We start from the raw sequence: 25,775 nt of genomic DNA, 5'->3' as shown, positions 1-25,775 counted from the left end.
GTATGTACGCAATTATTGAAACTGGTGGAAAACAAATCAAAGTTCAAGAAGGTCAAGAGATCTACGTAGAGAAAGTGAACGTAGAAGATGGCGAGACTGTAACTTTTGATAAAGTTCTTTTCGTAGGTGGAGACGATACTAAAGTTGGCGCTCCATTCGTAGACGGTGCAACGGTAACGGCTAAAGTTGAAAAACAAGGTCGTCAGAAGAAATTGACTGTCTTCAAATATAAGCCTAAAAAGAACTACAAACGTAAACAAGGTCACCGTCAACCGTACACGAAGCTTGTTGTTGAGAGCATCAAGGCGTAAGCGGGACGATGATTAAAGTAACGATATTTCGTTCACAAGAGGATGTAACTGGTTTTGAAATAGCCGGTCATGCCGAGAGCGGTCCTTATGGACATGATCTCGTTTGTGCCGCAGTATCCGCAGTATCCTTTGGAGCGGTCAATTCAATAATCAGCCTTTGTGAATTCGAACCGGAAATCACTCAAGGCGGTGAAGGCGGTTATCTGAAAATAAAACTGCCTGAGAATTTGGATGAGACATCTCATTCTAAATCTCAACTGCTCCTTGCAGGAATGATGGTTTCTTTGCAGACGATCGAAAATGATTATCACGAATATATAAAAATTACAGAACTGTAAGGAGGTGGGACACATGCTACGTCTAGATTTGCAATTTTTTGCCTCTAAAAAAGGTGTAAGTAGTACTAAAAACGGACGTGACTCTGAGTCTAAACGTCTTGGAGCTAAGCGTGCCGACGGTCAATCGGTAACAGGTGGATCAATCCTTTATCGCCAACGCGGTACGAAAGTATACCCTGGTGAAAACGTTGGCCGTGGTGGAGATGACACATTATTCGCTAAAGTGGATGGTGTAGTTAAATTCGAACGTTATGGTCGTAACCGTAAAAAAGTTAGCGTTTATCCTGTAGCTCAGGAAGCGTAACATCATTAGTATGATTTCATACGTACATGTAAGCCGCGCTGTGCCATGGCATAAGCGCGGCTTATTTATTTTATGATGATTTCAGTTTTCCTATGAGTTTGCTATACTTTCTATAGAAGAGAATGGAAAGCAGGGGGAGCGGAAGACAATGGATGAAAATGAGGTACTGCATCTATTACAGCATAAGCGTCATGACTGGATGAATCAAATACAGTTGGTGCAAGGGTATGCGTCTATGGGAAAGATGGAGCGAGTAAAAGAACAGTTGAGAAGGGTTATAGACGAATCAGAACATGAACGAAGACTTATGAATAGTTCAGCGGTTCATTTTGCACTGTGGCTAATCACTTTCAATTTTCGTCACTCTTACTATCGATTGGCCTATGTAATCAATAATGACGTTGATTTATCCCGTCATGATGAACAGCTTGTTGCTTATGCGGATCAAACGATTAAAGCTATGGATGAATTCAACGTCCATGAAGAACTCTATGAAGGTACCCTCCAACTGAGCGATAATGAGGAAAACGCAGGTATAACGTTAAGCTGGAATTGGACAGGGGCATTCACCAAAGAAAAAGAATTGATTAAACAGCTCGAAGATATCGGGTACAGAATGGCTTATGTTAACGGTTCTGACCTTTATCTAGAATTAACGATAGAATAATGAGGTGATCCATATGTTTGTCGATCAGGTTAAAGTTTTTGTAAAAGGTGGAGATGGTGGTAATGGTTTAGTCGCCTACCGCCGGGAAAAATATGTTCCTATGGGAGGACCAGCCGGTGGAGATGGAGGAAATGGCGGCGATGTCATTTTTGAAGTCGATGAAGGACTAAATACGCTGATGGATTTTCGTTATCAGCATCATTTTAAAGCCAAGCGCGGCGAGAATGGCATGAATCAAAAGCAGCACGGTAAAAATTCGCAGCCTTTAGTGATCAGCGTCCCCCCTGGAACAACGGTTAAAGATATTGAAACAGGGAGAGTCATTGCGGATCTCACTGAGCATAAACAGCAGGCTGTCATTGCCAAAGGAGGTCGAGGAGGCCGAGGAAACGCTCGATTTGCTACGGCTAGGAATCCTGCTCCGGAAATTGCTGAAAATGGTGAGCAAGGGGAAGAACTGAACGTGCAAGTGGAACTGAAGTTGTTAGCTGATGTAGGGCTGGTTGGTTTTCCAAGTGTTGGAAAGTCTACTTTTCTTTCAGTCGTGACAGCAGCAACTCCAAAAATCGCTGATTATCATTTCACGACCTTAGCTCCAAATTTAGGTGTTGTAGAAAGTCAGGACCACCGAAGCTTTGTCATGGCTGACCTTCCAGGTTTAATAGAAGGCGCACATGAAGGAATTGGGCTCGGTCATCAATTCCTGCGCCACGTGGAAAGAACGAGATTGCTGCTGCATGTAATTGATATGTCTGGCTTAGAAGGAAGAGACCCTTACGAAGATTTCGTCACGATCAACAATGAGCTTTCTTCCTATGATGAAAGGCTGACAAAACGTCCGCAGATCGTTGTGGCCAACAAGATGGATATTCCGGAAGCGGAAGAACATCTTAATGCTTTTAAAGAAGCTGTGGGAGAAGAAGTAACAGTTTTTCCTATTTCAACAGTAACAAGAACAGGTCTCGACGAGCTTCTTTATGCGGTAGCAGATAAGCTGGATGAAATTCCTAAGTATGAAGCGGAGCCAATTGAAGAAGTGGAAGAGCGAGTCATATATAAGTATGAAAAAGAGGAAGCCCCATTCAAAGTTACGCGAGCTGATGATGGAGCCTACGTTTTATATGGTGAAAAGATCGAGTCCGTATTCCGTAAAACTGACTTCTCTAGAGACCAATCCATTAACCGCTTTGCGAGACAGATGCGCGGAATGGGTGTAGATGAAGAACTTAGAAAGCGCGGGGCAAAAAACGGCGATACTGTAAGACTGCTTGATTATGAATTTGAATTTGTTGACTAATGGGGTGCTAAGTGATGACGGATTATAATGAAAAGTTTTACTTAGTCCGTAGTGATATTTTGCCCGAAGCGATGAAGAAGACGATTGAAGCTAAAGCTTTGATAGAACGGGGAAAGGCAGTATCTATATTTGAAGCTGTTCAAGATGTTGGTTTGTCCAGGAGTGCTTTTTACAAATATAGAGATGCCGTATTTCCGTTCCAGGCTATGGTGAAAGAGCAGATGATCACATTATTTTTTCATTTGGAGGATCGAACAGGTACATTATCCAACCTCCTCAATACGGTGGCAGATTCAGGTTGTAATGTATTGACCATTCACCAAACGATTCCTTTGCAAGGGAAAGCGAACGTTACTCTGTCATTGAATACGACAGGTATGATATATTCGATTGAGCAATTATTACAGAGGCTTCATAAATTGGACTTTGTAGATCGTGTAGAGATTCTTAGTTCTGGGGCTTAAGAAAGAAGGAGTTAAAGCTATGCAGCGAATTGGATATTTAGGACCAAAAGGTACTTTTACAAAAATGGCGGTTGACGCATTGTTTGAAAAAGGATCTTTTATCAGTTATGACAGCATTCCTGCTTGCCTTGATGCAGTAGAACGCGGGGATATTGATACGGGCGTGGTGCCCCTGGAAAATGCGATTGAAGGATCGGTTCATCTGACGATCGATTATTTGATTCATCAGGTAGATCAGGCTGTCATTGCAGAAATGACAGTACCGATAAAACAGCATTTACTCGTCCACCCTGATTACAATGGAGAGAACCTAACTCACATCTATTCACACAGTCACGCTATTGCCCAGTGCCATCAATATTTGTACAAACATTATCCTGAAGCAGAATTAGAATATACGGCTTCTACAGGAAGGGCAGCCGAGGTAGTAGCTTCGGAGGGGGTTCACGTAGCCGCTATAGGAAATCATTTGGCAGCTGAAGAAAATGGTCTGAAAATCTTTACGCCGAATATTCACGATTACGACAATAACCATACCCGTTTCGCTGTCGTGCAAAAAAAGAAACAGCCATTGGAAGTGAAAAATCATCCCGTTACCACTCAAAAGACGACGGTGATGGTCACGCTGCCTAAAGATTTCGTTGGAGCTCTCCATCAAGTGTTAGCTGCGTTCGCCTGGCGTAAAATGAACTTATCAAAAATTGAATCTCGCCCAATGAAAACAGGTTTAGGCAATTATTTCTTTTTAATAGATGTCGATCAACCTTATGATGAGGTCTTGTTCCCGGGAGTGAAAGCGGAATTAGAAGCCTTAGGTTGTACATTGAAGTTGCTCGGCACGTACCCGAGTTATAATATAGATATCCCTTCTCCTGTATGTCAGTAAGTAAAACGAGTCCTCAATAATTGGGGACTCGTTTTTTAAAAGAAAGGCTTTGTTAAAGTTCCGTGTTGATATTCTTTTTAAGCTTTCTTATATTGAAGACTCAGTTTCGAGATGTTAGAGCTGTTTCCGTCACAAAAATAGCATTTGAAGGGCCGGGAAATCACTCGCTTTCCATGGGCGTACGGTGAGCTTCCTCGGGCTGACGCCCTTCGGGATCTCACCCTGTACTGTCATCCCATAGGAGTCTCGCAATTTCACGGTCCTTCTTGCTTTTGTGAGGATAACGGAAACACCTCATGCGATGCTTAACTATTGCACTGGAGTTTAATGCCACACCATTAGTAAGAAAGTACTTATTCAGGTAATTTAAGGTAGAACTTTTATATCTATAGCGAGGGACGGAGGGAAACATTGGTACAACAGAGTTTTCACTTCTTATTCCTTAGTTCCGTCCCTTAATATAAGTTAGGTGGTTTTAGGAATGGGCGAGACTCCTGTGGGATGAGAGTGATTGGTGAGATCCCGGAAGGCGGCAGCCTGAGGAAGCTCACTGCACTCCCACGGAAAGGGAGTCCATTCCTAAAACCACCTTCCACTCATCACGATGACGGAACAGCAGAGTTGCCACAGTGATAACAACTTATATAAATGTCAATGCGAAAATTTTACAGCGACTATATTTAAAAACTTCTCCCTGACTATTAATAATGAGGCTTCCCATAGCTCGGGTTTATTAATTAGGCAAATTCATCATTCTTTTTCTTGTCTACGCATAAAGTGTTAGGAAACGATTATGCTCTTATAACTTTATAGATCACAGGAAAGGAGTTGCAACTGTGAGAATTCACATTGTACAAAAAGGTGATACGCTGTGGAAGATTTCGAAAAAATATGGGGTGAATTTCGAAGAATTGAAATCAGTGAATTCCCAATTATCGAACCCTGATATGATTATGCCGGGCATGAAAATCAAAGTACCTCAGGGGAAAACTCCTGTAAAAAAAGAAGCTCCCAAAAAAGAAAATGTAAAAAAAGAAGCCCCCAAGAAAGAAGCGCCTAAAAAAGAAATGCCAAAACCAAAGCCAAAAACAATTCCTAAACCCATTCCTCAAATAAAAGAAGATGAAAAAATGCCACAAGTTAATAAGCCTATGCCGATGATGGAAAAGCCAATGATGCCGATCCAAATGAATATGCCAATCCAAATGCCGATGGACCAGCATATGCAAAATTACTATACAACCTTTCATCTTCCTCAGATGCCTGCTCCAGAGGAATCTTCGGAGAGTCCTGTTTATGAAAAACCGATGAAACCGATGAAACCGATGAAGCATATGGAAAAACCTTCTAAGCAAGAGACAGCAAAATCATTGCCTATGGAGCAAGAATCAGAGACTAAGCCAATGCAAAGCATGCCGATGCAGAACATGCCAATGCAAAGCATGCCGATGCAGAACATACCAATGCAAAGCATGCCGATGCAGAACATGCCGATGCATAGCATGCCGAAGCATAGCATGCCGATGCAAAATATGCCAATGCAGAACATGCCGAAGCATAGCATGCCGATGCAGAACATGCCGATGCATTATCAGCATTCTCCTTGGGATAGTTTCTGGTGCCCGCCTTACCATCACGCAATGATGGGAATGCCGCACTCCCCACAAATGATGCCTTATGAGAATGAAATGATGAACCATCAATATCCGCAGCAGATGCCGTATCAAAACGCAGCGGCTAATGAGATGTACGAAATGGAAATGGATGAGGAGTCTGAGTCATCTTATGTGGGCGGAGCACAGCAAGAAAGTGATTGCGGCTGTGGAGCTCCAAAGCCATTCACTCAGCCACAGATGATGGATTATGGTTACCCGCCAAATCAAATGATGCAGCCTCAAATGAATGGATGGCACCCTTATGCTATGATGAATAACGATTACCAGATGAGAGGTTTATATTTCCCTCAACAGCCACCACAGCCTTTTCAAAACTGGGCGCCTGAACAAACGTGGCAGGATGATGATGGAGATGACTCGTAATTTAAAAGAAGGCGATTCTTATACGGATCGCCTTTTTCAATGGCTGCGCTCAAGAGACATGAATATTACCAAATTTGTTAAAATAAAACCTAAAGTATACAACGTATGGGTGGACCAGAAGCCCTTCTTATTAAAAGGGTATAGACGTTCTAACATACTGAACCAGCAACTATCATTTTTTGAAAATTGGAAGGAAGCAGCGAAATTTGCAGCTACTCCGGTATCTTTTCCTGACAATGCCCGAAGTTTGAGTAAGCTTGGCTGTGATTGGGCGCTGTTCACTTGGATTAACGGCAGTCACGCAAATTTTGATCATCGAAGTGATCGAAAAAAAGCTTACCATTGCTTAAGGCAGTTTCATCGTTCGACAAAAGGTTTACAAGCATTATCGATTCCTAGAGATCCCTTATACTTGAAATGGGGACGTCGGTTAGAACAATTCAAAAATACGAGAGAGGTTTTTGAATACTGCGAGAAAAAGGAGTTCTACGATGAAGTCGTAACCTCCATGAGCCGTTTGCTCGACCCGTTTGCCCGTTATTCCTGGGGAGTGATCGAAGAAGAGGCTTGGGAAGAACAGCAATGGCTGCACGGGGATGTTGCTCACCATAATTTCATATTGGAACCTGCAGGATCAATGAAAATGATCGACTTCGATTTACTTCATATCGGGCCGAAATTGTATGATGAAATTCAATTAGCTCACCGATTTCTCCCCTATTTAGAAAATGATCGCTCAGCATTCTTCCAATTATTTAAACATGTTGAGTATCCTGAGATTTGGCTTAGAGGCGTGCTCGTTCCAGCCGATCTTGTCAGAGAATGGCTTCACGGGTATAACAAATTTCGAATGGGAGAAGATTTATTAACCAATCATATTGAAAAGTTTGAAATTGCATGGCAAAGTCGTAAACAGTTTGTCCGATATGCAGAATTCATGCTAAGATAAAAAGTATCTTACGTGTGAAAGGATGAACAATCCAGTGAAGCAAAAAGTAGATCGTATTGTAGCTTGGCTGCAAGAACAGGGTGAAAATGCAGGCGTAAAAGGGATGCTTGTTGGTGTAAGCGGCGGTATTGACTCAGCCGTAGTGGCTCACTTAATCAAAAAAGCCTACCCAGATCATTCCCTGGGCGTCATTATGCCTTGTAAGAGTCATGGCAGCGACCAGGAGCATGCAAAAAAAGTAATCAGCTCATGTGAGATTGATTCATTGACTGTTGATTTAACTGAGACGCATAACGTGATGTTCGGGAACATTTTAGATCAGCTGAAAACAGATAATAGCTATGATCCCGACCAGGAGAAAATTGCTGATGCCAATTTACGGGCTCGCTTGAGAATGAGTACCCTATACACTCTTGCCACGAATCATCAGTATTTAGTTGTAGGAACCGATAATGCCGCAGAATGGCACACAGGCTACTTCACCAAATTCGGTGACGGAGGCGTGGATCTAGTCCCTCTTGTCAACTTGACTAAAGGTGAAGTCAGAGAAATGGCAGAATATCTTGGCGTGCCAGATGAGGTTATTCATAAACAGCCAAGTGCGGGTTTATGGGAAGGTCAAACTGATGAAAATGAGATGGGCACAAGTTATGACATGATCGACCGTTACTTAAAAGGTGAAACTATTCCTGACAAGGATAAAGAAATTATCCAGGCGATGCATAACAGAACAGCGCATAAAAGAGAAATGGCTCCAGGGCCGCCGAAGTAATCTTACCTTAAATTGACAGACTAAAACATTCTTCTTCGTCCATAGTAATGGAAAAGGAGAATGTTTTTTATGTGGAAAATTTTAATTGTTTTATTATTAGCGGCGGTATTGTCAGCTTGTAAAGATGACATTCCGGAGAAAACTAATGAATCACAAAGCGATGAGCTTTATCAGCCTATCGAGTATACAGATGAGGACAAAAAACCTAAAGGAACACAAATCCCTACAGGAGAGGATCAGTTTTTTAAAAGATCGACTCAAGAAGAAATGAGGGAAACCAAGTACTCGGAAACAACCCGCTCACATGACAATGCTTTCAACAATGAAGAAGCCATGCTGATTACTCAGGAGGTCAACGAGTTGAAAGAGGTGACGCTTTCTCAAGCTTTTACAAACGGAGAAAAAGCTTACGTTGCAGTAATGGTCAACCCACCTGATTATAAGGACGAAAAAATCGCAGAAAAAGTTTTAGAAAAAGCAGAAGCTGTCACGGATCTACCCGTTGTAGTCTATACAAATGTCAGTCAGTGGGATCGAAGAAAGGATGAAGACGCCAGATCCAGGGCTGCCGAGGCTCCGGAAGCTCTTAAGAAACAAATTAAAGATTTTTTTAACTCAAATTAAACAGGTTTCATAAGTTATCAAGGGCTTGCTTTTGTGATATATTGATATAGGAAAAGTTTTGCTCCAGGGGAGGAGATTACCTATGGCAGGCCATTCTAAATGGAATAATATTAAACGAAGAAAAGGTGCTCAGGACGCCAAAAAAGGCAAGATTTTCATGAAGCATGCTCGTGAAATTTTTATGGCGGCTAGAGAAGGCGGTGGAGATCCAGAAATGAACGCTAACCTTCGCTTAGCTGTAGATAAAGCAAAATCAGACAATATGCCGAACGATAATATAGATCGAGCTATTAAAAAAGCGACAGGTAACCTCGATGGTGTTAACTATGAGGAATTCACTTATGAAGGCTATGGTCCGAATGGAGTAGCCGTTATGGTCACTGTATTGACGGATAATAAGAATCGTACAGCCGCCGAAGTCCGCCACGCATTCAATAAAAATGATGGAAACCTCGGTGAAAATGGATGTGTAGCTTTTATGTTCAACCGTAAAGGATATATAGCCATAGATCGCAGCCAGACAGATCTGGATGAAGAAGAGTTTTTACTTGAAGTTATTGAAGCTGGGGGCGAAGAGCTCGAAACAAGTGAAGAACAATATGAAGTCTATACAGAACCAGAGGATTTTACTAGTGTACAATCTGAACTTGAAAATAACGGCCACGCCATTATAACAGCCGAAGTTACAATGGTTCCCACTACGTATTCACAGCTGGACGAAGAGGGCGTTGGTAAAATGTTGAAATTGATTGATGCTTTAGAAGATAATGATGACGTTCAAGAGGTTCATCATAATTTGGACGCTGATGAAGAAGTGTTGGAAAAACTATCATAAATATTAGTCTCACTTATAAAAGCTATTGTTTCTGAGCATACTAGAAATAATAGCTTTTTATAAGGAGGAAAAACCATGCAATCCATATGGATTACAGCCCTTATGATCGTCAGTATGACACTTCAGCCGTTTACAGGAACTCCAGAAAGAGCTGTAAGCGACCATAGTTTTGCGAGTTCTACTCTAACCGAGAAAGCCATCCCGGCTTTTGTCTATCTGGATCCATTAGAACTTAAAGTTATTTTGAAAACTTATGAAGGCAGTGAATTGATAGATACGAAAATCCAAACAGAGACGATATGGGCCATGGAAGACTTTTGGGCGGCATATGAAGGCTGGACAGTGGAGGATCAGAGTATTGGGGAAGTCGTGTTTCAGAAGCAGCTTGAAATAGCCTGAATAAAGAAAAAACCGCTGTATTTTGGCGGTTTTTTCTTTGGATTAATTCTTATACGAACATGTGCTTGTGTGTTACAATGGAGTGTAGAAAAGAATTCGAGACAGAGGGGAATTTTCACCATGATCGCATACGTGAGAGGAAAAGTAACATCTATAGATGAAGAGGCAATAGCCATTGAAACAGAAGGCATAGGGTACGAAATTTTATGTGCAAACCCCTTCAACTTTCAGGATGATTTACATAATGAAATTAAAGTTCATACGTATCATTATATAAGAGAGGACCAGCAGCTGCTTTTCGGTTTTAAAAAGAAGGAAGATAAATTACTTTTCGCTAAACTTCTAAATGTTTCTGGAATTGGTCCAAAAGGCGCTTTAAGTATTCTAGGCAGCGTCAGTGTTCCCGAATTTGTTTCAGCGATAGAACAGGAAGATGATAAATATTTGACTCGCTTCCCCGGAGTCGGGAAAAAGACAGCCCGTCAGATGATTCTCGATTTAAAAGGGAAGCTTATTATCTGGCTGCCTGATGAAGAGAATGAACAAACGATCTTTTACAAAGAAGATGTGACTTCTAAAGAGAAGAGAGAACGTTTGGATGAAGCGCTTGAGGCATTAAAAGCATTAGGGTACTCAGATAAGGAATTAAAGGTGATCCAACCTGAATTAGCAAAATCAAATCAGTCGAAAATTGACGATTTAATTAGGCAGGGACTGCAGCTTTTAATGAAATCTTAACAGAAAGGAGGAAGCGGGATGGAGGAACGTATGATATCTGGAGAATTACAAGACGTAGAACGGGATATCGAACTTAGTTTACGTCCTGAAAACTTATGTCAGTATATTGGCCAGGAGAAAACTAAAGAGAACTTACGGATTTTCATTGAAGCGGCAAAAATGCGTGAAGAACCACTTGACCATACTTTGCTGTACGGCCCGCCAGGCTTAGGGAAAACCACGCTGGCTTCAATAATAGCAAACGAAATGGGGGTCCAGTTCAGGACGACCTCAGGTCCTGCGATTGAACGTGCTGGAGATTTGGCAGCCATTTTGTCCTCTTTAGAAGCAGGGGATGTGCTTTTTATAGATGAAATTCATCGTCTTCCAAGATCCGTCGAAGAAATTTTATATCCTGCGATGGAGGACTTCTGCCTGGACATCATAGTCGGTACCGGTCCGAGTGCAAGGTCAGTGCGTCTTGACCTTCCTCCATTTACCCTCGTTGGAGCAACAACAAGAGCGGGGCTGCTTTCAGCTCCGTTAAGAGATCGTTTTGGTGTCCATTGCCGTCTTGATTACTATGATGCCAGCGCTCTATGTTCTATTGTAGAAAGAACTGCGGATATTTTCCACGTAGGTATTCACAAGGAAGCGGCGATTGAGGTTGCTCGAAGATCCCGAGGGACCCCGAGGATCGCTAATCGACTGCTTAAGCGTGTGCGGGATATCGCGCAAGTAGGCGGAGAGACAGTTATTTCTGAGGAGACGACTCAAACCGCATTACGGATGCTTCAAGTGGACGGAGAAGGCTTGGATCATATCGATCATAAATTGCTGACTGCTATTATGGACAGCTTTAAAGGCGGACCGGTAGGACTTGATACTATTGCAGCTACTATAGGGGAAGAATCACAGACGATTGAGGACGTGTATGAGCCATTTCTTTTACAGACAGGCTTTATTCAACGAACTCCTAGAGGAAGAGTAGTGACGGATAAGGCATACAGCCACTTTAATCGGGAGGTGCCAGGCTCTTGACGGGCATGGGTAAAATCTTTATTGTAATAGGGGTTGTATTTATCGTTATTGGGTTGTTATGGAGTTTGTTTGGTAAACTGCCGGGTGACTTTAGTTTTAAGAAAGGTCCTGTTACAGTATATTTCCCAATCATGACGTCCATAATTGCCAGTATCGTACTCACATTGATCTTTTACTTAATAGGAAAAATTCGATAAGCAGAATAGGAGTTTCAAATGGATATCAACGCATACGATTTTGAATTGCCAGAAGAATTGATTGCTCAAGTTCCGCTATTGGAACGAGCATCCTCTAAACTGATGGTGTTGGATCGAAAAGAAAAAAGGATAGATCATCAGCATTTTTCCGATATCAAACGTTACTTGCATGAGGGTGACTGTTTAGTATTAAATGATACAAAGGTACTCCCCGCCCGCCTTTATGGAGCTAAAGAAGAGACGGGTGGAAAAGTAGAAGTTTTATTGCTTCATCAGCATGAAAACGATGAGTGGGAGGTTCTCGTAAAGCCTGCCAAAAAAGTGAATGTCGGTACAAGAATCGTATTCGGGGACGGTAAACTGATTGCAGAATGCACAGAGTTGCAGGAACATGGCGGAAGAAAGATGCGTTTTGAATATGAAGGGATTTTTCTTGAAGTTTTAGATTCTTTAGGAGAGATGCCCCTTCCTCCTTACATTAAAGAGCAGTTGTCTGATCGTGAACGCTATCAGACAGTCTATGCCAAAGAGCAAGGTTCAGCTGCTGCACCTACGGCTGGACTGCACTTCACAAACGAATTATTGGACGAGTTACAGACATCTGGAGTGGAAATCGTATATTTAACCCTTCATGTTGGTCTAGGGACTTTCCGCCCCGTAAGTGTCGATGATGTGGAAGAACATGAAATGCACGCTGAGTTTTATCAGCTTAGCGAACAGGCTGCTAATCAGCTTAATGAGGTGCGAACAAAAGGTGGGCGGATTATTTCTGTCGGGACCACTTCCACTCGGACGCTCGAGACCATAGTGCGTGATTATGGAAGTTTCCAAGCTTCGAGCGGCTGGACTGATATTTTCATTTACCCGCCTCAGCAGCTCAAAGCGATTGACGGATTGATAACGAACTTCCATTTGCCAAAGTCAACTTTGATCATGCTCGTTAGTGCATTTGCCGGCCGTGATTTTGTATTAGAAGCTTACCGACTTGCTGTAGAAGAACGTTACCGCTTTTTCAGTTTCGGTGACGCAATGTTTATATTTTAATGATAAACGTGAGAAAGGACTTAAAACATGGCAATAACTTATGAACTTATAAAAACATGTAAACAAACGGGGGCAAGGCTCGGCCGCGTGCATACTCCACACGGGTCTTTCGAAACTCCGATGTTCATGCCGGTAGGAACGTTAGCTACCGTTAAAACGATGAGCCCGGAGGAACTTGAGCGTATGGGTGCTCAAATCATTTTATCGAATACGTACCACCTGTGGCTTAGACCTGGGGAAGATATTGTTGAAGAAGCCGGCGGACTCCATAAATTTATGAATTGGGACGGTTCCATTCTCACAGACTCTGGCGGGTTCCAAGTTTTCAGTTTGAGTGATCTTCGTCAAATCGAAGAAGAAGGCGTACACTTCAGAAACCATATCAGTGGTGAAAAACTATTTTTGTCACCAGAGAAAGCTATGCATATCCAAAATTCTCTCGGTGCAGATATTATGATGGCTTTTGACGAATGCCCTCCATATCCGGCGGACCATGATTACATGAAAAAGTCAGTAGAACGGACGAGCCGCTGGGCTGAACGTTGTTTAGAGGGGCACAATCGTTCGAATGAACAAGGTTTGTTCGGAATTGTGCAAGGCGGCGAATATGAAGATCTGAGGCGTCAAAGTGCTCAAGATCTAACGTCGCTCGACTTTCCGGGATATGCAATTGGCGGTCTGTCAGTTGGAGAGCCAAAGGATGTAATGAATCGCGTACTTGACTTTACTACACCGTTACTACCTGATGAAAAGCCTCGTTACCTTATGGGGGTAGGTTCTCCTGATTCATTGATTGACGGCTCTATAAGAGGCATTGACATGTTCGACTGTGTACTGCCGACAAGAATTGCTCGTAACGGTACCTGTATGACTTCCGATGGCCGTTTAGTCGTAAGAAATGCAAAATTCGCTCGTGATTTCCGCCCGATCGATGAAAATTGCGACTGCCATACATGCCGTAATTACAGTCGGGCTTATATTAGACATTTGGTGAAATCGAGTGAAACATTCGGCTTTAGGCTTACTACTTATCATAACCTTTATTTTCTGTTAAAATTAATGAGGCAAGTTCGTGAAGCCATTAGAGAAGATCGACTCGGTGACTTTAGAGAAGAATTCTTTGAGCAGTATGGTTTCAACAAACCAAACGCAAAGAACTTTTAGAAAGGGGGAATATATAAATGGAAACGTTAGTAGGATTATTGCCGATTATTCTAATGTTCGTCATTTTCTATTTCTTGTTAATCCGTCCACAGCAGAAGAAGCAGAAAAAAGTACAGCAGATGCAGACGGAATTGCAAAAAGGAGATAGGGTCATCACTATTGGAGGCCTTCATGGGACGATTCATGCACTTGATGAAGGTACAATAGTCGTTAGTGTGCAAGATGGCACCCAGATGAAATTTGACCGCTCCTCAGTAAGAGAAAAGTTGAACCAAGATTAAGTATAATTTAAAGCGGTAAAGGTTCGATTCGTTCGGACCTGCGCTTTCCTACATACTTAAAATAGAACCCCGCCTTGAGCGGGGTTTTTTATATCTTTCTTTTTGGCATATTGACTCCGATCATTCCCCCTAAAATGGCTGCGAGCACCAAACCGCCGAAATAACTTAATTGGGCTAAAGAAATCCATCGATTCTCAAAAATAATTTGAAAGAGCATCATGATCGATATAAAAACAATTCCAGTTAGCAGCCCTGTGAGCCACCCTTTTTGTTCGCCTTTATGAGCTGCGAGCAGGCCGCCGACTCCTAAAATGGTCAACCCGGCAATTAAAGACACTTGATTTAAAGCATCTGTGTCGATAGTAGTGAAGCGCAGTAAGCCGGCCAACACGGCTGAAAACAGAATCATCAGAATGAAGATAGATCCTACCCCGTATCCAAGTACCCCTTGAAGAAAAATTTTCATATCTTCCGTCCTCCTTATTTAGCTTGTCTTCTTTACTATATGCTCACACATATTTCTAGTAGAAGTAGATATTTTCCCAAGCTTTTGAATAGATATAAAAAAAGCTTGTTTTAAAGGGGAAGATCTATGACCACTTTGATTACGATCATCATTTTTGTAATTAGTTATTGTCTACTTATGCTTGAGAAATGGAATCGTGCGGTTGTAGCTTTGACAGGTGGTGTCCTTCTGCTGATTTGCAATGTTTTTGAATGGGAAGAGGCATTCGGTTTCATCGATTGGTCTACAATCGCTTTGTTATTTTCAATGATGGTTCTAGTGTCCATTACTAAAAAAACAGGCATTTTCACGTACGTGGCAATTAAGCTTGCGCAGATCGTCAAGGGACGTCCTGTTCCGCTGCTGATCGTTTCTGGAATATTCACCGCCATAGGATCAGCTTTCCTGGACAATGTGACGACCGTGCTATTATTTGTCCCTGTCCTCCTCTCACTAGTTAAACAGCTGAAGCTGCCAGCGTTTCCCTATTTAGTTACGACGATATTCGCTTCCAACATTGGTGGAGCGGCTACATTGATTGGGGATCCGCCGAATATCATGATAGGACAGGCTGTAGAGCATTTCAGTTTCTTATCTTTTCTCAACCATATGGGTCCTGTAGTTACTGTGGTATTTATCGTTGTCATGTTCTTGATGATCCTCATCTTTAAGAATAAGCTCCATTATAATAAGGGATTAGCAGAAGAGTTTCTCAATCAAGATGCAAATCAACACCTGGTGAAAGACAAGCTGCTTTATCGGTCATTGTCAGTTCTATTTTTGACAATCGTTGGGTTCATGCTCCACCCGTTTATTCATATGGACATTACGACTATTGCTGTAAGTGGGGCGTTATTGCTTTTATTTTTGACAGATAAATGTATAGAAGTGGAGCAAGTATTTCAAGAGGTGGAATGGGTCACGCTTTTCTTTTTCATAGGCTTATTCATGCTCGTAGGTGGACTTCAGACTGTTGGATTAATTGATGAATTAGCTAGAGCCATGGTGTGGGTCTCAGATGGAGATTTACCGTTTACTTCCATGCTGATGTTATGGAGTTCTGGCATCCTTTCTGGGATCGTCGACAATATTCCATTTGTGGCTGCGATGATTCCGGTCGTTCAAGAACTGCAAGGCTATGGAATGATGAATGTTGATCCCATTTGGTGGTCGCTTGCTTTAGGTGCATGTCTAGGAGGGAACGGAACGCTGATCGGAGCATCTGCAAATGTTGTGGTAGCGGGGCTGGCAGCAAGTTATAAGGAGCCGATCCCTTTTGTGAAGTTTGCTTTATACGGTGTGCCGATCATGCTGCTTTCTTTACTCATTTGTACCGTCTATATATTTCTAAGATATTTAGTTCCGTTTCTTTCATAGAAATAACAAAATAGGTCATCTTAAGGATGTAGAGAGTACGAAGGGCAGATGACTTATGGTTATTTTTGAATTGATCATTCGGACTGTTATAACTTATTTTTTCATACTGATTGTTTTTAGATTAATGGGCAAAAGGGAGATCGGCGAGCTGAGCGTGATGGATCTCGTAGTATTTATAATGCTCGCCGAAATTGCTATATTTTTGATTGAAAAGCCCGAAGCCTCCCTGTGGCAGGCGGTTATCCCTATGGCAGTATTACTGCTGATACAATGGGGAAGTGCGTTATTATCTCTGAAGAGTAAAAGGTTTCGCGACTGGTTTGACGGGAAGCCCTCGATATTGATACGGAATGGCAAAATTGATGAGCGAGAGATGCGGCGTCAGCGCTACAATTTCTCTGATCTACTCATGCAGTTGAGGGAACAGGAAGTACAAGACATTAAAGTCATAGACTTTGCTATACTTGAACCTTCTGGAAAGTTGTCTGTATTCAAAAAGGGTGAGGACGGCAGTTCGGATTATGCAGTCGTATTGATAGAAGATGGACATGTTCAATATAACGGACTACGATCGATTGAAAAAAGCAAGGAGTGGCTTATGAATGAACTGAAACAAAAAGGTTACGTTGATTCGTCGAATATCTCCTTATGTACTGTGAATTCTGATGGAGATCTTTCTATAGATGAGAAAAACGAAATAAAGTGATGTTAGATGTATGATAGCTTAAGGCAAGTGAATTGTTCATTTTTTTATTAATGGCTCTGTTAAATTTCCTTGTTGATATTCATAAAAGCTCCGAATACTCAGTTTCGAGACATAGTAAGATTTTAGGTGCTACAGGAAACGGTTCGCTTTCTGTGGGGCGGACGCTGAGCCTCCTCGAGCTTCGCTCTGTGTGGTCTCACCTGTACCGCTAATCCCACAGGAGTCTCACCGTTTCCTTCCACTCCTTTCCATATAAGTGTCTCGACCGCTTTAAGGAAAGCAGCAAACTCAATGTAAGCATGTGTTCGAAAGACTTGCTATAGAGCGCTTTCTACCTATAGGAAATGAAGGACAAAAGCCGTTCCTTATGGGGTAGTTTCTCACCTTCATCGAATGATGTTGTTGGGAAGCTGCGAGACTCCTTTTGTAAAAGCGGAAGCGCTTTGGTCAGCGGCGTATGGACTGGACTGAGCTGGCGGAGATAAAGGAAACACGAAGAACGAAGGGAGTCGATGTTGACTTATCGTTCAGAAGTGAAGGAAGTCTCGTTCAACCGCTAAGCGTAGAACCTCGAATACACGGGTTTGATTGGGAAACGTTGGTACAAGAGTTTTTTTGCTTCTCATTTCTTAGTTCCGTCTCTTAATTTAAGTTAGGTGGTTTTAGGAATGGGCGAGACTCCTGTGGGATGAGAGTGATAGGTGAGATCCCGGAAGGCGACAGCCTGAGGAAGCTCACCGCACTCCCACGGAAAGCAAGTCCATTCCTAAAACCACCTTCCACTCATCATGATGACGGAACAGCAAAGATCCCACAGGAAAGCGGGTAGCTTCACAACAACCCCTGACTCTTAATACGGCTCCTTATACAAAAGTCTCGAAACGGAGTACTTAAGATAAGGGAGCTTATATGATTATCAACATGTAAATTTATTAAACAACGCAAAAAAAGATAGCCAGACAGGTGAGCAACCTTTCAGGCTATCTTTTTTTCATTATTTTATTCCATGGAATGAGATTCCACTCTTCTTTAGTCAGTAATTTGAACTTGAATAGAAGCAGCAAATAAAGGAATGTCAGGATTCCACCGACTAAAAGCATCTCAATAAGAGCGTCGGATGACATAAAATTTTGCTCGTGGATAAACATTCCAAATGAAGCGGTTACCACTAGTATACAGAAGAATTTTACAGTCATGAAGATAGGGAATACAAAGCCGGTAGATTTCACTAGGACTGATAAATGAAGGAGTGTCACAATTACAACTCCCGTCACCATAGCGATCGCCACGCCGTTAATTCCAAATTCAGGTCTTGAACTTAAGGCTACCAATACGATGAATTTCACGGCGGCTCCGATCAATGTGTTCCACATGGCAGCCTTGGCCAGGTCCAGTGCCTGCAGACTAGCCTGTAAGGGGGTCTGAATATAATGGAGCAAGAAAAAGGGAGCCATGAACTGCAGGAGGAAACCTCCCTGGTCGGTACCGTAAACGATTGCCAACGTAGCTGCTGGAAATAAGAAATAGATGACTGTTATGAGTCCGCCAGATGCAAGGGACAAGCGGATGGCTTGTAATATTCGATAGTGAATGGATTCATATTGATGTTTAGCCGCAGATTCACTGATCGAAGGGACGAGTGAAACGGCCAAAGCGTGTGTTAAGAAGGTAGGTAGAAATAATAATGGGAGAATGTATCCTGTTAGCCCCCCATATAATTTAGTTGTTTCTATTGCAGTGAATCCGGCAATAGCAAGACTCTGCGCCACAAGTATAGGTTCGAAGAAATAAGTGAGAGAGCCAATCAGGCGGCTTCCGGAAGTCGGCAGGGCTATCGTCATTAATTGCCTCAATGTCGCTTTTCCTTGTTTGATTTGTTTCCTCCAGGCTTTCCTTAATTTGAAGGTTTTATGAAGGGAGAATTGTTTGGACATGTAAAGAAGGGAAACAAATTCTCCTATGATTACAGCGATCATTGCTCCAGCCGCTGCATACTGGACACCATATGGCATAAATAGGTTCGTTAAAAAAGCGACAGTTGCTATGCGGACAACCTGTTCAATAACTTGAGAAATAGCTTGTGGTTTCATGTTCTGTCGTCCCTGGAAGTAACCTCTCAGTACAGCTGATACAGCAGTAATAGGAATAATAGGAGTGACAGCAAGTAAAGGTGCTAACGCACGTACATCCGTAAATAAGTACTGGGCCAAAACAGGAGCGAAGAGAAATAGTCCGGCTGTAAAAATAATACTTAAACTCCCGGTAATTGTAAGGGATACGATGAGAATTCTTTTGATTTGTTTTTCATCACCAAGTGCTTCCGCTTCAGAGACACGTTTAGAAATAGCGACAGGAAGGCCAAACTGAGTGATGGTGGATACTAAGATAAGGGTAGGAAGGGCCATCATATACAGTCCCATACCTTCTTCTCCCATGATCCGGGCAACTAGAATGCGGTTTATAAATCCTAATAACCGAGTAACGAGTCCAGCAGCTACTAGAATAAGCGCTCCATGCAAAAAGGTTTGTTTTGACATCGTAGGGATCCGCCTTCTCAAAGAAATGAAATTCATATACAATGAATTATATGCATTGAGATGGACAAGGCATGACAAAGGATTTCTTAATTCTCCGTTACTAATAATTTGAAGGAGTGCCATACATGAAAGGAATTAAACCTGTCAGCGAATGGAAAGAAACATTAACACCCATCCTCTTAAGTAAACAGGAGGAGTTCAGGCTGTTAGGATATAGAAGTGCAACAGCGGAGGATATATGGAGATGTGTCAATAAGAAACTCTGGAAAAACAATCCTGAGAAACGGTTACATGCAGCAGTCCAGGATGTATTACACTTGAGCAACAATCAATATGTCAGCTATATAACGGTAGAAGCTTACGAAAATGATGACTTAATGGAGTCGATCAAAGCCGTAGATAGCGGGAGTTCAGAAAAATGATAAACTTTCGTGTTGTTTAAAACGAAAAAAGTAGTAAAATTGACAAAGTAACAATTATAGACAAACGATAACTTACTACATAGTGTCATCGTCGTTGAAGTTTAAAGGAGGTAAAGAATTTTATGGTGAAAAGAGGGCGTATCGTTGCCTTTTTTCTAATCGCTATCATATTGGCAGCTACGATTGGAACTACAATAACTGGTGTGACGAAGGATATCAATTTAGGATTGGATTTACAAGGTGGGTTTGAAATCCTTTACGATGTCGAGACTCTGGACGAAGACCAGGAAGTCAGCCAGCAGGTGCTGGAATCGACAGTCCAAGCTTTGAATGAACGTGTGGACGTTTTAGGAATCAGCGAAACCAATATATCGATTGAAAACAATAACCGCATCAGGGTGCAGCTTGCAGGCGTTCAAAACCAGCAAGAGGCCAGGGAACTATTGTCCACTACTGCACAGCTTTCTTTTAGAGATGTAGAAGGTAACGAATATATGGACGGTTCAGATATTCGCGAAGGTAGTGCTCAGCAATCCTACGATCAAAATAATGCGCCTATCGTTACACTTGAGGTGAAAAGTGCTTCTGAATTCTATGATGTCACTCAGGAGATTTCAAATAAGGAGCCAGTAGAAAACGCTACATATCCACCGAATTTGTTAGTGATATGGCTCGATTATGATGAAGATATCTCGTTTGAGGAAGAATATGCTTCAGAAGATCCAGCTTATGTTTCAGCTCCTCGGGTAAGTGAAGGAATCAGAAGCAACACCGTACAAATCGAAGGAGACTTTACACAAGAATCTGCTCAACAGTTAGCAGATATTTTAAATGCCGGGTCGCTCCCAGTTGAACTTGAAGAAACCTACTCCACATCAGTAGGAGCTCAGTTCGGTGAGCAAGCGATGAATAAGACGATCTATGCGGGAATGATTGGTGTTGCAATGATTTTTGTTTACATGATCTTCTATTACCGCTTTCCGGGATTGATATCTGTCATTACATTGTCAGCTTATATTTACTTGATACTCGTTGTATTTGAGCTACTGCAAGGCGTGCTTACCCTTCCAGGAATTGCCGCATTGATTCTCGGCGTAGGTATGGCGGTAGATGCCAATATCATCACGTATGAACGAATTAAAGAAGAGTTGAAATCCGGTAAATCCGTACTCTCAGCATTTAAGTCAGGGAATAAACGCTCGCTGGCTACAATCTTAGATGCGAACATCACAACATTGATTGCCGCAGGTGTTTTGTTTGCCTTTGGGACGAGCTCTGTAAAAGGGTTCGCGACCATGCTTATAGTAAGTATACTCGTAAGCTTCATCACAGCTGTTTATGGAACAAGGCTGCTTTTAGGGTTATGGGTTAAAAGTCGATTTTTGACCAAGAGGTTTGGTTGGTTCGGAGTTAAAAAAGATCAAGTCCATACATTAGAAGATGGAGAAGTTTTAGAAGCCAAGTTCATGAATCGTAAATTCGATTTGATTAAGCATCGAAAAAAATTCTTTGCGCTTTCACTTGTCCTTTTGACTGCTGGAGCTATCGTTCTCGGTATCTTTAAATTGAATTTGGGAATAGACTTCACAAGTGGTTCCAGAGTGGAAATACTTGCGGATGAGAGCATTTCTACGGAGGAAGTAGAATCAGCATTTGAGGATGAACTTGATGTACCTCCAAAACAAATAGTTTTATCAGGAGATAACAACGACATCGCTGTAGCCAGGTTCGAGTCAGAATTGCCCCAGGAAAAAATTGCAGAAATACAAGATTATTTCACTGAGGAATATGGCAGCAGCCCTAACGTCAGTACGGTGTCTCCTGTAGTTGGACAGGAACTGGCCAAAAACGCGGCACTTGCAGTCTTGTACGCTTCCATAGGAATAATTATTTACGTAACCATCCGGTTCGAATTTTTCTTTGCAATGACTGCGATCATAGCCTTATTACATGATGCCTTTTTCATCATAGCCTTTTTCAGTCTAACCAGATTGGAGTTTGATATAACGATTATTGCGGCGATTCTTACGATTGTAGGGTATTCAGTCAATGATACGATAGTAACCTTCGACCGGATCAGGGAAAACCTGAAATTCCACAAGAAGGTGAAATCTTTCAAAGAACTCGCTAAAATAGTGAACGACAGCTTGCTTCAAACGATGGCCCGAAGCCTGAATACGGTCATTACAGTAGTATTCGCGGCAGCTATGCTATTCGTATTCGGAGCTTCATCGATTACTAATTTTGCATTCGCACTTGTCATAGGGTTGATCGCAGGTACGTATTCTTCACTGTTTATAGCAGCACAGCTATGGTTAGTATGGCGAGGAAAAAATATCAAAGATAAGCCAGTGGAATTCGTTAAAAAGAAAAACACTGGTGGACCACAAGTTTAACAACGCAAGGCTGTCTTACAGAGGCAGCCTTGTTTTTGATTATACGAGGATGAATCAGGGTATAAATACAATAACTATGGATGAAGGAGGTTCTACCATTGAAAGGACAGACTTATTTTATTTTTGCACTTATATTTGCGTTAATTGTAGCTGTGTTTGCAGTTATTAATGTAGGCAATGTTGAAGTCAACTACTTGTTCGGTTCCGGACAAGCACCGCTTATTCTCGTCATATTATTCTCCGTGCTTTTAGGAGGGTTGATTACTGCTTTAGTAGGAGCTCGGAGATTTTATCAGTTAAAACGAGAAATTAAGCAATTGAAAAATGAGAAGATGAATGAAAATTCCAGTTCAACGACTACTTCAAATTCTGAAGACATGCGTCCCGCAGATGATTCTTCCGACATCGGAGAAGAGACGAACTCAAACAGTTAAATAATCACATTTGCTCCCCCTGATGACCTCTTGTATAATGGATTAGTCAGGGGTGAACTTATGTTACCAAGTAAAACTAAATGGAACTTTACATATAATGAAGATAATGAAAACTTTGAATCTCCTAAGATTAAAGGAGTTTCTGAATTGACGAGACGTATGCTTGAAAGAAGAAATATAACAGAGCTCACAGAAGTTGACCGTTTCTTGCATCCTTCTCAAAATGATTTGCATGACCCTCTACTATTACAGGGAATGGAGAAATCTGTGGATAGAGTCAAACAAGCTATTGCGCAAGGTGAGCCTATTCTTGTTTATGGAGATTATGATGCAGATGGTGTGAGCTCGACAACTGTGATGATCGAAGCGTTGCGAGAGGCTGGAGCAGTTTGTGATTTTTACATTCCGAACCGCTTTACAGAAGGCTATGGTCCTAATGAGGAAGCCTTTAAAGAAGCGGCTGCCTCGGGTGTGGGTATCATCATTACAGTAGATAATGGGATAGCTGGAGTCCATGAAGCAGAAGTGGCGAAACAATTAGGTGTCGATTTGATTATTACTGATCACCATGAAGTTCAAGAATCTTTACCCGAGGCTTATTCCATCATTCATCCTAAAACATCACCAGATTATCCTTTCAATGAATTGGCAGGAGTAGGAGTAGCGTTTAAGTTTGCGCAAGCTCTTCTTGGGCGATTTCCTCAACACCTTCTTGATATGGTTGCTTTGGGGACGATTGCGGACCTGGTACCTTTAAAGGATGAGAATCGTGCTCTTGTTCATTTAGGATTAAAAGCTTTATCCCAATCAAAACGCATAGGACTGAAAAGCTTAAAAGAAGTATGTGGAATTGAAGGCACTATTGATGAGGAAATGGTTGGATTCACTATAGGACCGAGAGTTAACGCAGTTGGCCGTCTTCAAGATGCTTCTCCTGCTGTAGAGCTTTTTTTAACAGAAGTTCGTGAGGAAGCCGTGCAGCTCGCGGAGTATATCAACCAGTTGAATCAGGAACGTCAAAAGATCGTCACACAAACCGCTAAAGAAGCAGAAGAGATCCTGATGAATGAGGAGCAGCCATTAGGAGAAGTCATCGTGGTAGCTAAAGAGGGATGGAACCCCGGGGTTCTCGGAATCGTCGCTTCCAAGCTCGTGCGTCAGTTTGATCGGCCGGCTATCGTACTTGCGATTGACTCTGAAAAGCAGCAAGCCAAAGGATCCGCAAGAAGTATTGATGCATTCGACTTGTTCTCAAACTGCATGGAAATCAGAGATCATTTTATTCATTTTGGCGGACATGCTCAGGCGGCAGGAATGACTTTGTCTATAGATGAAGTGGATTCAGTAAGGTCGAAGTTATGTGAAATGGCGCAGAACAAGCTTAGTGATGACGATTATCAGCAAGTTTTGAACGTGGAGATGTCAATAGGAATAGAAGAGATTACCCTTCAGCAAATCGAAGAGATCAACAAGTTGAGACCTTTTGGCATGGGCAATCCAAAGCCCTTATTTCATATAAAAGAAACGCCTAAAGAAATACGCTTAATAGGAAGCAGACAAAATCATTTGAAATTCAGCTTTAAGAAAGATACAAGCAAGTTGGACGGTATCGCTTTTGGTTTAGGTGATTTATATTCTCAAATTGCGCCGGCTTCAGAACTGGATATAGTGGGAGAGCTTAGTATTAATGAATGGAACGGACGCAAAAACGTTCAAATTATGATCAAAGATCTGGAAGTCCAATCCTGGCAGCTGTTTGATTATCGCGGCTCCAAGCATCTGGAAAAGAATTTGAAATTTCCTGCTGGACAAACTGCGACAGCTGTTCGATTCCAACAAGAGACCACGCCTCCTGCTAATGTGCCCGTTATTCACTATGATGAAATAGATAAGTTGACTGCAGCAGATGTTCAGGGGCTCGTTTTTATCGATCTGCCGGAACAGCTTTCTCATGTATCAAACGTTGTTCACAAGCTTGCGCCGGATAATATTTATGCTTGTTATCAAATCGATGATAGTGCTTTTTTCACTTCATGGCCTACGAGAGATCATTTTAAGTGGTTTTATGGTATGCTTGTAAAGCAAAAATCTTTTCATCTGAAAAATGACCGGGAAAGACTTGCTCAAAGAAAAGGCTGGAATGCTTCAATGATTGATTTTATTTCCCAGGTGTTTTTTGAACTTGGTTTTGTTAAAATGGAAGATGGTCTTATTACACTTGAATCTGCTCCTGCTCAGAAAGACTTATCAGAGTCTTCTCTATATAAACAGAGGAAAGAACAATTACATGTGGAACAGGCTCTCTATTATTCGACATATAAAGAGCTGAAAGGCTGGTTCGATAAACAGAGACAGCCCGTCAAGGAGGAAGTATTAAATGGATTATAAAGAACATATTGCTATCGTGGAAGACTGGCCTAAAAAGGGAATTAAATTTAAAGACATCACCCCATTGATGGATAACGGGAAGGCTTTTAAATCTGCGGTTGATGAGATTGTAGAATATTCCAAGGATAAAGAAATAGACATCATTGTAGGTCCCGAAGCGCGAGGATTCATCGTGGGTTGTCCAGTTTCGTATGCACTGGAAATCGGATTTGCACCTGTAAGAAAAGAAGGTAAACTCCCAAGAGAAACTATTAAAGTTGATTATGGCTTAGAATACGGTAAAGATGTTCTTACCCTTCATAAAGACGCGATTAAACCGGGACAGCGAGTACTTATCGTAGATGACTTACTGGCTACAGGCGGCACAATCGAAGCTACCATCAACTTAGTGGAACAACTTGGCGGTGTAGTTGCTGGATGCGCATTTTTAGTTGAGCTCACTTACTTAGATGGCCGAGATAAGCTGGACGGTTATGATGTTTTGACACTAATGCAATATTAAGATGGAGAGTGCCCTAAGTTAGGGCGCTCTTTGTTTTAGATTCTTTCAGTTCACAAATAATCAGTCCTATTCACTGATTGTGAATAGACGTTTTTTCTTTACTTTTTCTCGTCTTTTTTTGATAATGAAAACTAAACCACTACTAAATTTTAGGAAGCATAGAGAAATCAGGGTGATTG

At 41.8% G+C, this 25,775-nt stretch carries 28 protein-coding genes; 26 read left to right on the top strand and 2 right to left on the bottom strand.

The genetic code is table 11. The features are described from left to right. The first annotated feature begins 2 nt into the window (after window positions 1-2). The 19 genes from rplU (at window position 3) to yajC (ending at window position 14,329) form a co-directional block, all read left to right on the top strand. On the top strand, window positions 3-311 hold the full coding sequence (rplU, locus tag O2Q26_RS03445; RefSeq protein ID WP_253934427.1) for a 50S ribosomal protein L21: 309 nt from the start codon (window positions 3-5) through the stop codon (window positions 309-311). Between the two features lie 8 nt (window positions 312-319). Next, complete coding sequence (locus O2Q26_RS03440) at window positions 320-649, top strand: ribosomal-processing cysteine protease Prp (protein ID WP_289214559.1); 330 nt, start codon at window positions 320-322, stop codon at window positions 647-649. Window positions 650-662: 13 nt separating this feature from the next. After that, window positions 663-953 carry a 50S ribosomal protein L27 gene (gene rpmA / locus O2Q26_RS03435; protein WP_079530402.1) on the top strand — a complete coding sequence of 97 codons (291 nt, stop codon included), beginning with the start codon at window positions 663-665 and terminating at the stop codon, window positions 951-953. A gap of 148 nt (window positions 954-1,101) precedes the next feature. Beyond that, a complete protein-coding gene (locus O2Q26_RS03430) occupies window positions 1,102-1,620 on the top strand; it encodes a Spo0B domain-containing protein (RefSeq protein WP_289214558.1) in 519 nt (172 codons plus the stop codon). Window positions 1,621-1,633: 13 nt separating this feature from the next. Further along, window positions 1,634-2,917, top strand: coding sequence for a GTPase ObgE (gene obgE, locus O2Q26_RS03425; RefSeq protein ID WP_289214557.1), 1,284 nt, complete (start codon window positions 1,634-1,636; stop codon window positions 2,915-2,917). Between the two features lie 14 nt (window positions 2,918-2,931). Further along, complete coding sequence (locus O2Q26_RS03420) at window positions 2,932-3,381, top strand: ACT domain-containing protein (RefSeq protein WP_253934423.1); 450 nt, start codon at window positions 2,932-2,934, stop codon at window positions 3,379-3,381. 19 nt (window positions 3,382-3,400) lie between these two features. Further along, a complete protein-coding gene (gene pheA / locus O2Q26_RS03415) occupies window positions 3,401-4,267 on the top strand; it encodes a prephenate dehydratase (protein ID WP_289214556.1) in 867 nt (288 codons plus the stop codon). Window positions 4,268-5,103: 836 nt separating this feature from the next. Continuing rightward, window positions 5,104-6,306, top strand: coding sequence for a SafA/ExsA family spore coat assembly protein (safA, locus tag O2Q26_RS03410; protein WP_289214555.1), 1,203 nt, complete (start codon window positions 5,104-5,106; stop codon window positions 6,304-6,306). Continuing rightward, window positions 6,296-7,255 carry an aminoglycoside phosphotransferase family protein gene (locus O2Q26_RS03405; protein WP_289214554.1) on the top strand — a complete coding sequence of 320 codons (960 nt, stop codon included), beginning with the start codon at window positions 6,296-6,298 and terminating at the stop codon, window positions 7,253-7,255. The genes safA and O2Q26_RS03405 overlap by 11 nt, the downstream gene beginning before the upstream one ends. 34 nt (window positions 7,256-7,289) lie before the next feature. Further along, window positions 7,290-8,027, top strand: a complete 738-nt coding sequence (gene nadE / locus O2Q26_RS03400; protein WP_289214553.1) for an NAD(+) synthase — start codon at window positions 7,290-7,292, stop codon at window positions 8,025-8,027. 69 nt (window positions 8,028-8,096) lie between these two features. After that, a complete protein-coding gene (locus tag O2Q26_RS03395; protein ID WP_289214552.1) occupies window positions 8,097-8,651 on the top strand; it encodes a YhcN/YlaJ family sporulation lipoprotein in 555 nt (184 codons plus the stop codon). An 82-nt stretch (window positions 8,652-8,733) separates the two neighbouring features. Next, window positions 8,734-9,486 carry a YebC/PmpR family DNA-binding transcriptional regulator gene (locus O2Q26_RS03390; protein ID WP_289214551.1) on the top strand — a complete coding sequence of 251 codons (753 nt, stop codon included), beginning with the start codon at window positions 8,734-8,736 and terminating at the stop codon, window positions 9,484-9,486. Between the two features lie 75 nt (window positions 9,487-9,561). Beyond that, window positions 9,562-9,885 (top strand): BofC N-terminal domain-containing protein, encoded by a 324-nt coding sequence (locus tag O2Q26_RS03385; RefSeq protein WP_289214550.1) that lies wholly within the window; start codon window positions 9,562-9,564, stop codon window positions 9,883-9,885. Window positions 9,886-10,005: 120 nt separating this feature from the next. Further along, a complete protein-coding gene (gene ruvA / locus O2Q26_RS03380) occupies window positions 10,006-10,623 on the top strand; it encodes a Holliday junction branch migration protein RuvA (RefSeq protein WP_253934415.1) in 618 nt (205 codons plus the stop codon). 18 nt (window positions 10,624-10,641) lie between these two features. Next, the gene (gene ruvB / locus O2Q26_RS03375; RefSeq protein ID WP_289214549.1) at window positions 10,642-11,643 is read left to right on the top strand and encodes a Holliday junction branch migration DNA helicase RuvB; all 1,002 of its coding nucleotides are present in this window, start codon (window positions 10,642-10,644) and stop codon (window positions 11,641-11,643) included. Between the two features lie 5 nt (window positions 11,644-11,648). After that, window positions 11,649-11,840: a DUF2905 domain-containing protein gene (locus O2Q26_RS03370; protein ID WP_253934559.1), complete on the top strand. Its 192-nt coding sequence runs from the start codon at window positions 11,649-11,651 to the stop codon at window positions 11,838-11,840. A gap of 18 nt (window positions 11,841-11,858) precedes the next feature. Beyond that, a complete protein-coding gene (gene queA / locus O2Q26_RS03365) occupies window positions 11,859-12,884 on the top strand; it encodes a tRNA preQ1(34) S-adenosylmethionine ribosyltransferase-isomerase QueA (RefSeq protein ID WP_289214548.1) in 1,026 nt (341 codons plus the stop codon). A gap of 27 nt (window positions 12,885-12,911) precedes the next feature. Next, window positions 12,912-14,048 (top strand): tRNA guanosine(34) transglycosylase Tgt, encoded by a 1,137-nt coding sequence (gene tgt / locus O2Q26_RS03360; RefSeq protein WP_289214547.1) that lies wholly within the window; start codon window positions 12,912-12,914, stop codon window positions 14,046-14,048. Between the two features lie 17 nt (window positions 14,049-14,065). Beyond that, window positions 14,066-14,329: a preprotein translocase subunit YajC gene (yajC, locus tag O2Q26_RS03355; RefSeq protein WP_253934411.1), complete on the top strand. Its 264-nt coding sequence runs from the start codon at window positions 14,066-14,068 to the stop codon at window positions 14,327-14,329. 88 nt (window positions 14,330-14,417) lie between these two features. On the opposite strand, the gene O2Q26_RS03350 is transcribed toward yajC, so the two are convergent. Next, complete coding sequence (locus tag O2Q26_RS03350) at window positions 14,418-14,795, bottom strand: TIGR04086 family membrane protein (RefSeq protein ID WP_253934410.1); 378 nt, start codon at window positions 14,793-14,795, stop codon at window positions 14,418-14,420. A gap of 126 nt (window positions 14,796-14,921) precedes the next feature. Here O2Q26_RS03350 and O2Q26_RS03345 point away from each other — a divergent pair, with 126 nt between their 5' ends. Together O2Q26_RS03345 and O2Q26_RS03340 are read left to right on the top strand one after the other, a co-directional pair. After that, window positions 14,922-16,211, top strand: a complete 1,290-nt coding sequence (locus O2Q26_RS03345; protein ID WP_289214546.1) for an ArsB/NhaD family transporter — start codon at window positions 14,922-14,924, stop codon at window positions 16,209-16,211. Window positions 16,212-16,266: 55 nt separating this feature from the next. Further along, the gene (locus O2Q26_RS03340) at window positions 16,267-16,917 is read left to right on the top strand and encodes a DUF421 domain-containing protein (protein WP_289214545.1); all 651 of its coding nucleotides are present in this window, start codon (window positions 16,267-16,269) and stop codon (window positions 16,915-16,917) included. 980 nt (window positions 16,918-17,897) lie between these two features. Here O2Q26_RS03340 and spoVB read toward each other — a convergent pair. Beyond that, the gene (spoVB, locus tag O2Q26_RS03335) at window positions 17,898-19,454 is read right to left on the bottom strand and encodes a stage V sporulation protein B (protein ID WP_289214544.1); all 1,557 of its coding nucleotides are present in this window, start codon (window positions 19,452-19,454) and stop codon (window positions 17,898-17,900) included. Window positions 19,455-19,579: 125 nt separating this feature from the next. Here spoVB and O2Q26_RS03330 point away from each other — a divergent pair, with 125 nt between their 5' ends. The 5 genes from O2Q26_RS03330 to O2Q26_RS03310 all read left to right on the top strand — a co-directional run bounded on the left by O2Q26_RS03330 (window position 19,580) and on the right by O2Q26_RS03310 (window position 25,596). Further along, on the top strand, window positions 19,580-19,876 hold the full coding sequence (locus O2Q26_RS03330; protein ID WP_289214543.1) for a post-transcriptional regulator: 297 nt from the start codon (window positions 19,580-19,582) through the stop codon (window positions 19,874-19,876). A 122-nt stretch (window positions 19,877-19,998) separates the two neighbouring features. Next, the gene (gene secDF / locus O2Q26_RS03325) at window positions 19,999-22,272 is read left to right on the top strand and encodes a protein translocase subunit SecDF (RefSeq protein ID WP_289214542.1); all 2,274 of its coding nucleotides are present in this window, start codon (window positions 19,999-20,001) and stop codon (window positions 22,270-22,272) included. Between the two features lie 98 nt (window positions 22,273-22,370). Further along, a complete protein-coding gene (locus O2Q26_RS03320; RefSeq protein ID WP_289214541.1) occupies window positions 22,371-22,706 on the top strand; it encodes a LapA family protein in 336 nt (111 codons plus the stop codon). Between the two features lie 60 nt (window positions 22,707-22,766). Beyond that, complete coding sequence (gene recJ / locus O2Q26_RS03315) at window positions 22,767-25,094, top strand: single-stranded-DNA-specific exonuclease RecJ (protein WP_289214540.1); 2,328 nt, start codon at window positions 22,767-22,769, stop codon at window positions 25,092-25,094. Continuing rightward, entirely contained in the window at window positions 25,084-25,596 is a 513-nt protein-coding gene (locus O2Q26_RS03310; RefSeq protein ID WP_289214539.1) for an adenine phosphoribosyltransferase, read from the top strand. Before recJ ends, O2Q26_RS03310 begins: the two co-directional genes overlap by 11 nt. Window positions 25,597-25,775: the final 179 nt, after the last annotated feature.

Origin of the sequence: Halobacillus campisalis (assembly GCF_030345335.1) — a bacterium.
Lineage (GTDB): Bacteria > Bacillota > Bacilli > Bacillales > Halobacillaceae > Halobacillus_A > Halobacillus_A campisalis.
Note: the sequence above shows the minus strand (reverse complement) of the source record. Positions and strands in the feature narration are given on the sequence as shown.

What these genes read in the sequence shown, in the direction of transcription:
- rplU (WP_253934427.1), top strand. Translation starts at nt 3, where the DNA reads ATGTACGCAATTATTGAAACTGGTGGAAAACAAATCAAAGTTCAAGAA.
- O2Q26_RS03440 (WP_289214559.1), top strand. Translation starts at nt 320, where the DNA reads ATGATTAAAGTAACGATATTTCGTTCACAAGAGGATGTAACTGGTTTT.
- rpmA (WP_079530402.1), top strand. Translation starts at nt 663, where the DNA reads ATGCTACGTCTAGATTTGCAATTTTTTGCCTCTAAAAAAGGTGTAAGT.
- O2Q26_RS03430 (WP_289214558.1), top strand. Translation starts at nt 1,102, where the DNA reads ATGGATGAAAATGAGGTACTGCATCTATTACAGCATAAGCGTCATGAC.
- obgE (WP_289214557.1), top strand. Translation starts at nt 1,634, where the DNA reads ATGTTTGTCGATCAGGTTAAAGTTTTTGTAAAAGGTGGAGATGGTGGT.
- O2Q26_RS03420 (WP_253934423.1), top strand. Translation starts at nt 2,932, where the DNA reads ATGACGGATTATAATGAAAAGTTTTACTTAGTCCGTAGTGATATTTTG.
- pheA (WP_289214556.1), top strand. Translation starts at nt 3,401, where the DNA reads ATGCAGCGAATTGGATATTTAGGACCAAAAGGTACTTTTACAAAAATG.
- O2Q26_RS03405 (WP_289214554.1), top strand. Translation starts at nt 6,296, where the DNA reads ATGACTCGTAATTTAAAAGAAGGCGATTCTTATACGGATCGCCTTTTT.
- O2Q26_RS03395 (WP_289214552.1), top strand. Translation starts at nt 8,097, where the DNA reads ATGTGGAAAATTTTAATTGTTTTATTATTAGCGGCGGTATTGTCAGCT.
- O2Q26_RS03390 (WP_289214551.1), top strand. Translation starts at nt 8,734, where the DNA reads ATGGCAGGCCATTCTAAATGGAATAATATTAAACGAAGAAAAGGTGCT.
- O2Q26_RS03385 (WP_289214550.1), top strand. Translation starts at nt 9,562, where the DNA reads ATGCAATCCATATGGATTACAGCCCTTATGATCGTCAGTATGACACTT.
- ruvA (WP_253934415.1), top strand. Translation starts at nt 10,006, where the DNA reads ATGATCGCATACGTGAGAGGAAAAGTAACATCTATAGATGAAGAGGCA.
- ruvB (WP_289214549.1), top strand. Translation starts at nt 10,642, where the DNA reads ATGGAGGAACGTATGATATCTGGAGAATTACAAGACGTAGAACGGGAT.
- O2Q26_RS03370 (WP_253934559.1), top strand. Translation starts at nt 11,649, where the DNA reads ATGGGTAAAATCTTTATTGTAATAGGGGTTGTATTTATCGTTATTGGG.
- queA (WP_289214548.1), top strand. Translation starts at nt 11,859, where the DNA reads ATGGATATCAACGCATACGATTTTGAATTGCCAGAAGAATTGATTGCT.
- tgt (WP_289214547.1), top strand. Translation starts at nt 12,912, where the DNA reads ATGGCAATAACTTATGAACTTATAAAAACATGTAAACAAACGGGGGCA.
- yajC (WP_253934411.1), top strand. Translation starts at nt 14,066, where the DNA reads ATGGAAACGTTAGTAGGATTATTGCCGATTATTCTAATGTTCGTCATT.
- O2Q26_RS03350 (WP_253934410.1), bottom strand. Translation starts at nt 14,795, where the DNA reads ATGAAAATTTTTCTTCAAGGGGTACTTGGATACGGGGTAGGATCTATC.
- O2Q26_RS03345 (WP_289214546.1), top strand. Translation starts at nt 14,922, where the DNA reads ATGACCACTTTGATTACGATCATCATTTTTGTAATTAGTTATTGTCTA.
- O2Q26_RS03340 (WP_289214545.1), top strand. Translation starts at nt 16,267, where the DNA reads ATGGTTATTTTTGAATTGATCATTCGGACTGTTATAACTTATTTTTTC.
- spoVB (WP_289214544.1), bottom strand. Translation starts at nt 19,454, where the DNA reads ATGTCAAAACAAACCTTTTTGCATGGAGCGCTTATTCTAGTAGCTGCT.
- O2Q26_RS03330 (WP_289214543.1), top strand. Translation starts at nt 19,580, where the DNA reads ATGAAAGGAATTAAACCTGTCAGCGAATGGAAAGAAACATTAACACCC.
- secDF (WP_289214542.1), top strand. Translation starts at nt 19,999, where the DNA reads ATGGTGAAAAGAGGGCGTATCGTTGCCTTTTTTCTAATCGCTATCATA.
- recJ (WP_289214540.1), top strand. Translation starts at nt 22,767, where the DNA reads ATGTTACCAAGTAAAACTAAATGGAACTTTACATATAATGAAGATAAT.
- O2Q26_RS03310 (WP_289214539.1), top strand. Translation starts at nt 25,084, where the DNA reads ATGGATTATAAAGAACATATTGCTATCGTGGAAGACTGGCCTAAAAAG.